Below are 12,996 nucleotides of genomic sequence, written 5' to 3'. Positions count from 1 at the left end.
GCGTCCGACTTCCTTCAGATTCCACTTCGCAATGGACACCCTTGTCTTTCGCTAACAGTTCCTACTACCAAGCCTGTAACGGACTTTCACCGTCAAGATGTTACCCATGCCGGGCGCACCGAAAAAAGCACGCATCGATAACCGACACGTGCCACAACACATCACTATACATTAAACAAATCGTTGAATGATTCAGCCATCGTCGGATGTGTATAGATGTTATCTCTCAACACTGCATACGGCAACTGTTGATCAATCGCTAATTTCACAATATTGATAAGCTCCTCAGACTGCTGACCATACAATGTAGCGCCTAACACTTGACCTGACTTCGCATCGACCACCGCTTTGAACAGACCTCTCGTGTCATTGTTTATTTTATGACGTGGCATTGTATTCACAGCAACTTGATTTTCAAGAATATCATACCCTTTCTCACGTGCTTCTGTCGCAGTCATACCGACACGTGCCATCGGTGGGTCGATAAACATTGTATACGGCACCACGCCTCGTTGTGCGAGTGTACGTTTACCATCGCCAAACAATTGTGATTTCACAATTCTAAAGTCATCCAATGAAATATACGTAAATTGCAAGCCACCATGCACATCGCCAACTGCATAGATATGGTCAACAGATGTTTGTAATTTGTCATTCACAATAATTTCTCCACGTTGACCTAGTTGAACACCTGCTGCTTCTAAGTTTAAGCCTTCTGTATTCGGTTTGCGCCCTGTTGCCACAAGTACAGCATCCGCTTCAAATGTGCCTTGGTTTGTCACAACTTTAGTCACATCAGCTTCATCTTCAATCGCTTCAGTTTCAGCATTATAAATGAATTGAATGCCTTTTTGTGTTAAATCTTCTGTCACTTGTTGTGCAATCACTGCATCTTCTCTTTTCAAGATTTGATCAGATCGCTCTAAGACAGTCACTGTTGTACCGAAATTCGCAAAAATTGACGCAAATTCAAGTGCAATATAGCCTCCACCGACAATCACTAGACGTTTCGGTTGCTGCGTTAAGTCCATAATTGCTTTTGAGTCATACACACGTTGCGATGTATCGATACCTTTAATATTTGGAATGACTGACTTCGCTCCTGTGTTAATGACAATATTTTTCCCTTCAATCGTTTGTACCGCTTCACCTTGTGCATTCAATAAGTCGATTGCATGTGCGGACTTGAATGATGCTGTCATATTTATCACATCTACTGTCTCTTCATCTGCAAGATTGTGATAGTTTTTACTGTTTAATGCATTGACTACATCGCGTTTACGTTGCATCGCGTCGTTAAATGATGCCGCTTCGATTCCGTCATGAACTAATACTTTTGATGGAATACAGCCGATGTTAATGCATGTCCCTCCATACATTTCAGCAGACTTTTCAATGACTGCGACTCTCTTACCTTGTTGTGCTGCAAATTTTGCCAATGTCTTCCCTGCCTTGCCAAATCCGACAACAATTAAATCATATTGATTCATTTATGCTTCCACCTCTCTAATTTGGTTCAAAATATCACCTATCGTTTGACCTTGGTAATAATTTGCAATGATTTCTTGTTCAATTAAATAGTGGCCATACATGACTTGTTCGATTTTTTGTGAGATTTTACAGTGCATGGAAGGGTTTCCTGTAAATAAGCGTCCATGGTTCTCAGGGCGATTGAATAAACGAAAAAGTGGTTCTAACTTAATCGCCAATCCATCTTCAGTAGCAAGATATCCCCCTTTTTGACCACGCACCACTTTAACATCACCTTTTTGTTGCAACTTTGACATCACGCGTCTTAATTGCACAGGATTGACACAGACATTTTCAGCGAGTGCTTGGCTATTAAACACTTCCCCTTTATGTTGATTTAAAAATGTGAGTACGTGCACGGCAATATTAAATTCAAGATTCATCATTGCACCTCTTTAATGTAATTCTTATAGTTACATTAAAACACATCTTTACTAAAATAAAAACCCTAATCCTTTAAATATTGTTTCTACTTTTCTGTAAGCACACCATCTTTCATTTCAAATACCTTGTCACAGTATGCCGTTAGCCGCTCGTCATGTGTCACAATCATACACATTTTGTTGCGTCGTTTAGATTCATTTTTTAAAATCTCCATCACCGACATCGCATTTTCAGTATCAAGAGAAGCTGTGGGTTCATCAGCTAAAATGATATCTGGATTCGTATAGATCGCCTTGGCAATAGCGACACGTTGTTTTTGTCCACCCGATATTTCACTTGGTAACTGATTCATGACACTTTCTAAACCTAACTGTTGGATAAGTGCATCAAAATCTTGTTGTGCCATCACGTCTTTTTTTCGCTTTTTCAAGAGTTGAAATTGCTGTTTGACTGTTAAAAATGGTACTAAATTTGACGTTTGTAATATAAAGCCAATTTGTTGCATGCGGACACGTGCCAATGCTTTTTGGCTTAAATCTGTTATTTTTTGTGTGCCGATGATAATATCTCCGGATGTCGGCTTTTGCAATGCACCTGCCATTGTTAAAAATGTACTTTTCCCTGAACCAGATGGCCCTACAATCGCTATAAGTTCTCCTGGACTAAACTCTAGTGTTGTCGGTTTTACCGCTTCAATAACCTGTTGGCCATCTTTAAATGATTTTGTGACATTTTGAAATTTCAACATACCTTTTACCTCCTAACCGATTGCTTTCAGTGGATCAATTTTGCGTATCGTCATTATTGAAAATAAACTGCCCAATAGCGACACTAAAATGAGCACAATACCAAAAATTATAAGCGTGAGCATCTCAAATTTAATCGGTACGGCAGAAGGTAAAAATGTACCTGTCACGAGGGTTAATATTAAGCCAATAACTGTCCCAATCAGCGCTAATACAAATGTTTGAGATAATACGACTTTCACTAAATCTCCATTTGTAAATCCTTGTGCTTTCAATACGCCAAACAATTGCGTCTTTTGTAACGTAATGACATATAAAAAAACACCAATGACTGTAGCCGAGATAATAAATAAAAAACTAATCATAAAGTTTAAAGTTAAATTTTGCGCTTGATAACCTGGCAGGTTTTCGATAAATGTATTGATATCTATTGCTTCAAGTGTCGAGTCTAGTTTTTGATGTTGCCAATGACTATCTTTTACAACGACGGCATTCGTTTTATCCCCAGTTAAAAGAGGATTTATTTTTTCAATCGTTTGATCATTCCCAAAGAGAACAGGAGAGGCATTGTATTTTGCTGATTCGGTAAATCCTACAATTTTGAGTGTTTCATCTGATTGAGAAAGTGATAACGTGTCCCCGAGTTTGAATCCTTTTTCTTTCAATGTACCGTCAGCTATGACTTCATTATCTGCAGTAAACGTACGTCCTTCTGTCAGTTGAGGGACAATAAACGCATCTTTTTGCGTTCCATATAGCAATGCATTTTCTTCAATTTTACCGTTAGAGACAATGACTGCTGCTTGTTTCAATGTGGCTTGTTTATCAAATTTTCCATTCACAAGCGTTTTGTCAAAGCTTGATTGCTGAACTGTTTGGTTGGCATCCTTGTTTAACACAATCGCATCTGCCTCCCAACGATTAATACCTTCCGTATTCATATTGATAAGTCCTTTCGCCAATCCAGACAGTAAAAATAATAGATAACTGATGAGGATGAGAACACCAATAATGAGACTGAATTTAAGTTTGTTCCGTTTGATTTCATTCCATGCTAAAAACATAGGCACCTCCTGAGATGATATAGGTTATATCTTCCCTAAATCCATATATTTTAAGCCTCATTTCAATAAAAAAGAGCTGAGACGATATTAACATCTCAACTCTCTTCATATATCTTCCATAAAATTAGTGTCTAAAGTAATAGAATCCACGTTATACTGCCTAACAAAATGACGCATGCAAGTGATGTCAGCATTTGACGTGCAATCATTTTACCCCCTTCACGCCACCCTAATTGTCGCATGACCATCGTCATTGTAACAGAGCAAGCGGTAAATGTTGAGCTGAAAAAGACGAGGAGTAACACTTGCCATGATGATAGGTTATGGATAAACTGTCCATCTCCGATATTAAATAGCAACATGCCATCTTTACGAATCATCGAGAAGAGTATACCCGGTGATAGTTCATGTGGAATGTGTAATAAGCTAAGGAGTGGAATAAACAATTTTGAAATCATTTCCATTATTGGCGTCAATGCCAAGGCACTAGCAATCAAACAAATGGTAATAAATATTGGTAATGCTTGAAATAGAAACATCTTAACACTTTCTCCCATTTGGGATAACACACGCCCTAAAGATGGCCATGTTAATGACTCATCCAACGTCGTCTGTATAGGCATAAACTGTTGCTCTGTGCGATACCATAATCGGTTATGCAATAATCCTCCTACTAACACAAGTAATAAATACGGGATAAAGAGCCATGTTTGATGTGCGACGTTAAATATTGAAAGTGTCGCACCAATTTGGTAACTACATGATGTCCCAAAACTGATAAGACTCATACAACGCGTACGGGTACATAAATGACATTGATGACCAGCTTGTACAATTGCCGCAGCATTGCATCCAAAACCTTCTAACAATGGAATAATATCTGTTGCATCGAGTCCCACCTTCCCCATTGTGGGCGCAATCGACCAAATGATATATTGTTTCAAGTGCGATTGCTCAATTAATGCAGTAGACAAACTCAGTAACACAACAACCGGCAATGCCCAAACAAGTGAATACGTGCCCAATGATAAAACACCGTAATCACCAAATAAAAAGGCGTGGATGAGTGATGGACGAAAAAGCGCATGTTGTGCAACTGAATCAATCCAAGGTGCAACAAACTCGCTTTGTAACCAATCAGAAAAATGATAGGCAACATAAACAGGGACAGCGAACATTAAAAAGACGCACAACCACCCTAATAACGTATGTAAAGGGCGTGGGCGTTGCTGATGATGAACACGCCAAAATGATTTCAATTGTGCAACATGTTTTCGTGTTTCTTCCGTCGTACAATGGACAGCTTGATTGAGCGACACCGCTAACCGTTGTTGAATCACGAAACGCTTAAACGCTTGCTGTTCATACGGGGTCAGTTGTTTCCATCCACATACTCGAAACTGATGTGGTTCGTTAGGAATATCAGATACACGACCGCTGACCAAATGATATGTGACTGTTAGCATGAACAGTTCACTTCACAACAACTATAATCATCTAAATACATGTGATTATCACGGTAACTATCAATCACTGCTTGATCTACAGAGAGGCCTTCACGCTGCATCATCGTACGTGCCAATACTGCAAATCGCGCTCTAAACTTATAGATATAACAAAGTATCGCATCAGCATGTCTTACGGTCGCGCCTATTAGAAAAACATTGGGATAACGTGTCGATTCATCTAAATCTGTTAATTGAACTTCTCCATTTCTTACTGTAAAGAGTTGTTGAATAAGCGGGTTTTTCGTTACATCAAAGCCTGTCGCGATAATCGGCTCCGTCGTACTGTATACGATGGCACCATTATCAAAATGGATTTCATACTGGCCATTGCGAAATATAATAGACTCTGCACGATAGTGAACGTTCATTTCAATTTCTGCACCTTGTTGTACCGCTTCTCTTAGACGTTGGTGTGTATATGGAGACAAACGTATACTTGGATCAGCTTCATCTGCATCAAAGCCTGTTGAACTCGTATAAATGGAGACTTGTGCACCTCCTTTAGCGAGATGGATAGCGGCATCGAATGCACTTTCATTTCCACCTATGACTGTAAACGTATGACCAGGTAATGCTTTAAAATCATCTACCTCACTATAATGAATCCCATGATCGAATGGTTGATTTGGAAAGGCAAAGTCACCTGTCGCAACGTAAATATAATCTGCGGTATAAGTGCCTTGAGATGTATTTAATTCATAAACGCCATCGACAAATTGAACATCTTCTACTTTCGTTTCTGTCCGTATATCGATGTCATAATGTTCAGCAACAACCGTTAAATATTCTGCAAAGGTATCACCCGATAAATGTTCTTCATTAAATGTAAAAGCAGGTGATGTATCTTTAGCAATGGCATTCATGTCTGGCATACCAAAACCGTTTGAAGTAAAGGACGGGGTAATTGTGCGTGTGGATTTCGGCCAATTTTTAAAAGATTGCCCGATTGCGCCAGCCTCTATGACACAAACATCTTCGACATGAAGCGTCTTCATCGTTATCGCCATGCCAACACCTGCAGCACCTGCACCAATAATAATGACTCGGTGATGTTGTTTCATTACAATCCCTCTTTCTAAATCGAAATAATTACGATTTATTAATTGTAGACCATCTACTGAGTGATTGCAATATGAACAACTTGACGATGCGCTTGTCATTATGATCCATAAAGCATAAAAGAAAACGAGGATGGATATAAAAATTTTGATATCCTAACCTCGTCATGATATGAAGCGTGACAGCCTATTTTGCAATGTTCAGCACGATACACGACTTGTGCCACTCCAATTCAAACACCTATCAATCCAACATGTCATTCAACAGGCGCTCAATCGCCAAGCCCGCTTCAAATCGTTGCACATAGGTGTTAAAACTTTCGATATCACGCGCTTGTGGTGCCATCGTTTCAGTCTCAACGTCACGAAAGCCGACATGCTCTAAAAACGCCGCTAACGTGACATTGTTCTCTAACATATATCTTGCTAACATTGCCATGCCCCATGCGCCGCCCTCATTCGCATTCTCCATCACTGTGACTGGACTTTCTAACGCCGCTGCTAAATAACGTTGTACCACTTGTTTCGTCGCAAAAACTCCGCCGTGACCTGTCATGCGATCTATTTGCAGTTGCTCCCGTGTTTTCAATCGATCAACACCTATTTTGAGTGTACTGAGCATCGTAAAAATATGGTTTTTCATGAAGTTTTGGATATTAAAACGACTGTCTTGTTGCCGTATAAATAATGGAAATCCTCTAGGAACATCAGTCATGTATTCACCTGAAATATAGCCATATGATAACAGTTTTCCTAAGTCATCGTCTCCATCTAATGCACTTTCGAATAAACGTGTCCATAACGTCGTCTTATCGTATGACATATCCATAAGTTGAAAAACCTCTTCAAATAAATGTACCCAATGATTCAAATCTGACGACCCATTATTCGCATGAATCATCGCCACTTCATCTCCAGCTGGCGTCGTCACAATATCGACCTCCGGGTATACGGCTTGCAGTGGCTGTTCGAGGACAATCATAGCGAAAATACTCGTTCCTGCCGATACATTTCCGGTTTTTGGTGCAATACTGTTGGTCGCCACCATACCTGTACCCGCGTCGCCTTCTGGTGCACACATCGGACATCCCGACGTTAACGTGCCAGTTGGATCTAATAAGCGTGCGCCGTCTGCCGTCAAAGTCCCCACTTGCTCACCAGCCACGTGGACTGTCGGTAAAATGCGCTGTATGTCTTGATCATATCCATTTGTTGCCATTAATGTATCGAACTGTTCACATAAGTCTTTTCGATATGTGGCAGTCTTGGGGTCGATAGGAAACATCCCCGAAGCATCACCAATTCCGAGCACTTTTTCTCCCGTTAATTGCCAATGAACGTAACCCGATAACGTCGTCATGTACGCGACATCCTTCACATGTGATTCTTCTTTCAACGCACTTTGATAATAATGTGCAATACTCCAACGTTCAGGAATATTGAACTGAAATGCTTCTCTTAACTGTTTACCTGCTTCATGTGCGGTATTATTACGCCACGTCCGAAAAGGGACAAGCAGTTGACCTTGTGCATCAAACACTAAATAACCATGCATCATCCCGCTAATCCCTAAACTTGCCATGTGCGTGAGTTTCACCTCATATGTCGCTTTTATTTCCCGGGTCATCAAACGAAAACTCTCTCGAATCCCTTGCCAAACTTCATCTAAATCATAGGACCAATATCCGTCAGTCAGTTGTTGTTCCCATTCATAATGCCCAGTCGCAATCGTGCGTGTCGTCGAATCAATAGCGACAGTTTTGATGCGCGTCGAACCTAATTCGATACCTACTGAAATGTTCCCCGCTTCGATTTGTTGACGTATCGTTTGCTTGTCCATCCTATCACCTCGTTCGTCTTCTTACCTTTTATTGTATAAAGATTGTTAAATGAAACCAAGACATGTTGCTCACGAAAATACCCCATATACGTCTATCAAATGATACTGGGTGTTCTTTGTATTGCACAGTCGAGTTGAGATCTTTCACGCTCGCATCTCTATTTTGTCATAGTTAAAGCGCGCATGAGATAAACCATCATCCCATACGCGCTTTAATAATTGTTATGCTTGATAATATGATAAGAAACGTTCCAATCGATTACATGCTTCCTCGATTGTTGGCATGTCACATGCAAAGGATAAACGTACATAACCTTCTGCAAAATCTGAAAATGACTTGCCCGGTACGATGGCCAACTGTTCACGTTCTAACAATTGATTACAAAAACGGAATGAATCTTGATCGTACGCCGACACATTCGGGAAAATATAAAATGTCCCTTGTGGTAATGTGACTGATAGGCCCATATCTGTCAAACGTTGGTAAATATAATCACGACGTTCACGATACGCGGCATTCATCTTTTCAATATCGGCAGCCCCTTCTTTCAATGCACGAATCGCACCGTATTGACTAGGTGTCGCCACACAAATTGAATTATATAAATGGACGGTCGTCACTTCTTCAATCAATTCAGGGGTCGAGAGCACATAGCCAACACGCGCACCCGTCATCGCATGTGATTTCGATAAACCATTCACGACAAACAGTTGCTTGCGAATCTCAGGAAACTCCATAAATGAACGATGTCGTCCTTCAAATACATTTTCACTATAAATTTCGTCCGTAATAATGAAAATATTCGTCTCTTTCAATACTGCTACAATTTCCGCAATATTTTCATATGATAATGTCGTCCCAGTTGGATTCGTCGGATAGTTAAACATAATCGCTTTCGTTTGAGGTGTGATGGCCGCCTTAATCGCATCAGCAGTCGGCACAAAACCGGTATGTGAGGTATCAATCCATTTCACCTCAGCACCTTGTAGTTTGACAATCGGCTCATACCCTAAATACGTTGGCCCCGGTAAGATGACCTCTTCTCCTGGATTTAAAATCGTTCGTAAGATGTCATCAATCCCTTCTGATGCCCCGTTAGTCACGACAATTTCTGTTTCAGGATCATATGTTACACCAAATCTTTCAGCTGTATATTCTGAAATCGCGGTACGTAATTCCAACAACCCTTTATTGTGTGTATATTTCAATCGCCCCTCTTGAATTGCTTGAATCATTGCGTCTTGCACATATGAAGCAACAGGGAAGTCAGACTGCCCGAGTGTTAAATCTAAACAGTTTGGGTATTGATCAACCTTATTCGCAAACTGACGTGTTCCAGGTACCTCAATGTCTTTAATATGATTGTTTAATAACTCCATTTCATAGATGCCTCCTTAATAATATGTGTATGGTGCAAGATAGATAACTTCAACACCACATTTTATGCTTCTCTTTTACGCTGAAATTGAGACATGATGATTAATATTATAGCATTAACAAGTATTGCATAAAATATTGTCGCAGTAGATTGTGGTCCTGTGATGGCGATACCGATAAAAATGACGATTACACTTGCGATAATGGCGTAAAATGCCGCTTGTGGTGTAATGCGTTTCATGAATAAGCCTAAAACGACTGGCATAAAGATACCTCCTGTCAAAATCGCATAGGCAATATCTATCGCAACGAGAACTTCTTTCACCCAAATCGAAATGACTATTGCAATGACTGCGAGAATGCATGTAGTCAAACGTGTCAGCCCTAAAAATTGATGATCTTCCATATTTTTAAAAACATAAGGTTTCAACAAGTCATTCGAAATAATCGTAGCTGATGCAAGTAATGTCCCTGATGCTGTAGACATAATCGCCGCAATTAAAGCAGCAAAGACGATCCCTAATAAGCCATTCGGTAATATTTCAAAAGCCATATGTGCGAATACGTTTTGCGTATTTTGGATGTTTGGAAATAATACATACGCACACATGCCGACAATGACCATCACAATAGAATAAAGTCCACTATAGAAACCCACCAGCACTCCTGAGGTCTTTGAGATACGCTTCGTCTTCCCTGTAAAGAAACGTTGCCAAATGTCTTGTCCAACCATGACACCTAGTGTATATGTCACAAAGTAATTCACAATTTCCCCAACACCGATATTGAAAAAACTTAAATGTGACGCTGGCAGTTGTTCAATTAATGTCGTCAATCCTCCAACACTATGTAAACTCATCGGCAACATAATACAAAAAATACCTATAGTCATCACTAAAAATTGAATGACGTCAGTAATCGAGAGTGTCCACATGCCTCCTAGAATCGTATACACAAAGACAATACTCCCACCAACAAGAATCGCTGTCATCATAGGCCAATGAAAAATTTGGGACACGACGGCACCCATCGCAATGACTTGTGTCACACAAATCATAAGCGTATACATTGCTGTAACGACTGCGCCCATCACTCTTACACGATGGCCAAATAATCGATATAACAGTTCACTAATCGTAATCACTTGTAAATCCATAATGCGATCAAGTAAAAACAAGCCAAATATCGTAATACCGACACCCAGTGAAAATACAAACCAAAAGCCTGAAAGACCAATTTCATAGCCTAATTGTGAAGTTCCGATAGTAGAAGAACCACCTAAAAATACAGCTGTTAGGCATCCAAACAACATCCATAGCCCTAAATTACGGTCAGCCACCATATATTTTTCAGATGATTTTGTTTTTAATACACCAATGATACCCACTGAAATGAGTGCTGCAAAGTAAATGATAAATACTATAAAATCTATTGTTTTCATTTTAATCAACTCGCTTTGTGTTTTGTTGTTTATCCTTTTTGTACATGGTGATGCATTACCGAAACCCCCATCATTTTCAGAATAATCCTTCGCGCGAGTGTCATCTTAAGTTTGTGAATCATACATTTTCGGGCGATCGTTAAACACCCTACTCTCGCCCTACAACCCCCTTTCTTTTCCCATGTATCCACGTCAAGTATTCTCATAGCTAGCCTGAGAATCTAAGCACCGTAATAACGGCAATGTCCCTTTACTTTGATACATTAAAATCTACCCCTTTGTCATATTTCTTTATTTTCTAAAAATTATAAACTTTATACATCAAATGTAAAGTATTAATCGTTTTCGACAAAAGAAATTCTTATACTATAAAATAGACAAGCAGGGAGACATATAGTAATTTATATAGATAAAAGGCAACGCACACCATATGCATTACCTCAATGAGACCGTTAAATAGACGATGGCTTTGTTAAATATAAAAAATAACCATTTAACTCGTCCAAAGTTAGAAATGGTTATTTTTTTGACATTAATAGCAATAAAAACGACTAAATAGATGCGCGCTACGATAAAATTACCGAAAGCAAAGATCAGCATGCGCACGTCTATCACATTGATTATTCACGGCCTCTCCTTTTTAAAGATTTCGTTGATGCGTGCGTAGGCATCACCTCACTTTATACTAAGTTAGCCACCATCCATCTAACTTTCTCACCCCCTCATTTTATAGTCCAATTTAAATTTTACGTATAATTATATTTAACTTAAATTTTATTTCATTTTTCATTTAATAGAAGTATCTAGCCTAAGTTCTCAGCTTTCTGATGTCCCATCTCTTCAATTTTTCAAGCTTTTATCTCCAACTTCAAAATAAAAATTTGGTGATAAAACAAAAAAGACTCGAATCATCATTGAAATAGTTACACTATCTCAAGACGACTCGAGTCTCAAATCACCAAATAAATTAACCAATATAAGCTTTCAACATCCAAATGTTATGTTCTAATTCTGTCGCAATTTCGATAAACATGTCTGCTGAACGATCATCGCCAGCGTCTTCTGCGTTACCTTGCGCTTGTTTTAATTCTTTAACCACTGTTTCGAAGTCTGTAGCTAATTGTGCAACCATTTGCTCAGCTGAAATATTTTTCTCAGCTTCTTCAATACTTGAAACTTCTAAAACTTCTTTCATTGTACCTACTGGATTACCTTCTAATGCAAGTGCACGCTCAGCAATTTCATCTACATAGACAGCCACTTTGTTATAAAGTTCTTCAAATTTTTCATGTAATGCGAAGAAATTGTGACCTTTAACGTACCAATGATAGTTGTGAATTTTAGTCCATAATACTGTGAAGTTTGATAGTTGTAAGTTTAAGTCTTCAACGACTTGTTCTCTGCCTTGAGCCATTTATAATCTCACCTTTCTAGCTTCCATTCATTTATATTTTTATTGAATTATACATGTATATTTTAACCGATATAGGTTGTACTCAAACACGAACAGCGAAATGTTCATGTGTTCTTCACATTTAGATTTTAGAGTGTAAATACTCCGACATCGCTTTCACTTTGTCAGCGTCACTCTCTTCTAACGTGAATACGCCGTAGTCAAATGTGATTTCCAACGCATTATCTATCGTTTTAATTCCTTTGATTTCACTAAATTGGATATTTCGGTAATAAAATTGACCATCCATATCCACATTTAAAATCAGACGTTCATTTGTCGCAACATATGCTGCTTCAAAACGTTTTGTCATGTCTTTCATTTGATAAGGCATGATCCCTAATACAGACGTTTCAATATGTTCTGTTGGAAATAAGTCGTCTGGGTTGATTCTATCTAATATCATTTCAAAAACCTCTCGAATTTTAAATTTAACAATCGCGCATATGATTTACCGTGTGTGAGACAGTGGATCATATACGGCGCATCAAAGGCGATCGTCTTCAAGATGCAGTATGTGCGCGCTATCAAATCAATCGCCTTTAATGATACCGTGTGTTAAACGGGAGCTGTAAGGGTGATCACAGCTTGATT

Annotated in this window: 11 protein-coding genes; all 11 read right to left on the bottom strand. The window is 39.1% G+C overall.

From position 1 onward, the window contains the following. Positions 1-164: 164 nt before the first annotated feature. The 11 genes from merA to BJK46_RS01680 all read right to left on the bottom strand — a co-directional run bounded on the left by merA (position 165) and on the right by BJK46_RS01680 (position 12,808). Positions 165-1,490: a hypothiocyanous acid reductase MerA gene (gene merA, locus BJK46_RS01730; RefSeq protein WP_015729751.1), complete on the bottom strand. Its 1,326-nt coding sequence runs from the start codon at positions 1,488-1,490 to the stop codon at positions 165-167. Beyond that, entirely contained in the window at positions 1,491-1,913 is a 423-nt protein-coding gene (gene hypR / locus BJK46_RS01725) for a redox-sensitive transcriptional regulator HypR (RefSeq protein ID WP_014612808.1), read from the bottom strand. 86 nt (positions 1,914-1,999) lie between these two features. Next, complete coding sequence (locus BJK46_RS01720) at positions 2,000-2,662, bottom strand: ABC transporter ATP-binding protein (RefSeq protein ID WP_037542118.1); 663 nt, start codon at positions 2,660-2,662, stop codon at positions 2,000-2,002. Positions 2,663-2,674: 12 nt separating this feature from the next. Beyond that, positions 2,675-3,724 carry an ABC transporter permease gene (locus BJK46_RS01715; RefSeq protein WP_015729754.1) on the bottom strand — a complete coding sequence of 350 codons (1,050 nt, stop codon included), beginning with the start codon at positions 3,722-3,724 and terminating at the stop codon, positions 2,675-2,677. 131 nt (positions 3,725-3,855) lie between these two features. Continuing rightward, a complete protein-coding gene (locus BJK46_RS01710; RefSeq protein ID WP_103263463.1) occupies positions 3,856-5,190 on the bottom strand; it encodes a nucleoside recognition domain-containing protein in 1,335 nt (444 codons plus the stop codon). Then, positions 5,184-6,293 carry an NAD(P)/FAD-dependent oxidoreductase gene (locus BJK46_RS01705; protein WP_014612804.1) on the bottom strand — a complete coding sequence of 370 codons (1,110 nt, stop codon included), beginning with the start codon at positions 6,291-6,293 and terminating at the stop codon, positions 5,184-5,186. The genes BJK46_RS01710 and BJK46_RS01705 overlap by 7 nt, the downstream gene beginning before the upstream one ends. Before the next feature lie 241 nt (positions 6,294-6,534). After that, positions 6,535-8,130: a xylulokinase gene (locus tag BJK46_RS01700; protein ID WP_063278662.1), complete on the bottom strand. Its 1,596-nt coding sequence runs from the start codon at positions 8,128-8,130 to the stop codon at positions 6,535-6,537. Between the two features lie 222 nt (positions 8,131-8,352). Continuing rightward, a complete protein-coding gene (locus tag BJK46_RS01695) occupies positions 8,353-9,510 on the bottom strand; it encodes an aminotransferase class I/II-fold pyridoxal phosphate-dependent enzyme (RefSeq protein ID WP_014612802.1) in 1,158 nt (385 codons plus the stop codon). 62 nt (positions 9,511-9,572) lie between these two features. Beyond that, entirely contained in the window at positions 9,573-10,949 is a 1,377-nt protein-coding gene (locus BJK46_RS01690; RefSeq protein WP_103263464.1) for a sodium:solute symporter family protein, read from the bottom strand. A gap of 967 nt (positions 10,950-11,916) precedes the next feature. Then, a complete protein-coding gene (locus BJK46_RS01685; protein WP_014612798.1) occupies positions 11,917-12,363 on the bottom strand; it encodes a Dps family protein in 447 nt (148 codons plus the stop codon). 121 nt (positions 12,364-12,484) lie between these two features. Then, positions 12,485-12,808 carry a hypothetical protein gene (locus BJK46_RS01680; RefSeq protein ID WP_014612797.1) on the bottom strand — a complete coding sequence of 108 codons (324 nt, stop codon included), beginning with the start codon at positions 12,806-12,808 and terminating at the stop codon, positions 12,485-12,487. Positions 12,809-12,996: the final 188 nt, after the last annotated feature.

It is taken from the genome of Staphylococcus pseudintermedius, from assembly GCF_001792775.2.
GTDB classification, from domain to species: Bacteria; Bacillota; Bacilli; order Staphylococcales; family Staphylococcaceae; genus Staphylococcus; species Staphylococcus pseudintermedius.
This window is presented reverse-complemented; position numbering and strand designations above follow the sequence as displayed.

Coding starts and splice junctions, on each gene's coding strand:
- merA (WP_015729751.1), bottom strand. CDS start 1,490: ATGAATCAATATGATTTAATTGTTGTCGGATTTGGCAAGGCAGGGAAG.
- hypR (WP_014612808.1), bottom strand. CDS start 1,913: ATGAATCTTGAATTTAATATTGCCGTGCACGTACTCACATTTTTAAAT.
- BJK46_RS01720 (WP_037542118.1), bottom strand. CDS start 2,662: ATGTTGAAATTTCAAAATGTCACAAAATCATTTAAAGATGGCCAACAG.
- BJK46_RS01715 (WP_015729754.1), bottom strand. CDS start 3,724: ATGTTTTTAGCATGGAATGAAATCAAACGGAACAAACTTAAATTCAGT.
- BJK46_RS01710 (WP_103263463.1), bottom strand. CDS start 5,190: ATGCTAACAGTCACATATCATTTGGTCAGCGGTCGTGTATCTGATATT.
- BJK46_RS01705 (WP_014612804.1), bottom strand. CDS start 6,293: ATGAAACAACATCACCGAGTCATTATTATTGGTGCAGGTGCTGCAGGT.
- BJK46_RS01700 (WP_063278662.1), bottom strand. CDS start 8,130: ATGGACAAGCAAACGATACGTCAACAAATCGAAGCGGGGAACATTTCA.
- BJK46_RS01695 (WP_014612802.1), bottom strand. CDS start 9,510: ATGGAGTTATTAAACAATCATATTAAAGACATTGAGGTACCTGGAACA.
- BJK46_RS01690 (WP_103263464.1), bottom strand. CDS start 10,949: ATGAAAACAATAGATTTTATAGTATTTATCATTTACTTTGCAGCACTC.
- BJK46_RS01685 (WP_014612798.1), bottom strand. CDS start 12,363: ATGGCTCAAGGCAGAGAACAAGTCGTTGAAGACTTAAACTTACAACTA.
- BJK46_RS01680 (WP_014612797.1), bottom strand. CDS start 12,808: ATGATATTAGATAGAATCAACCCAGACGACTTATTTCCAACAGAACAT.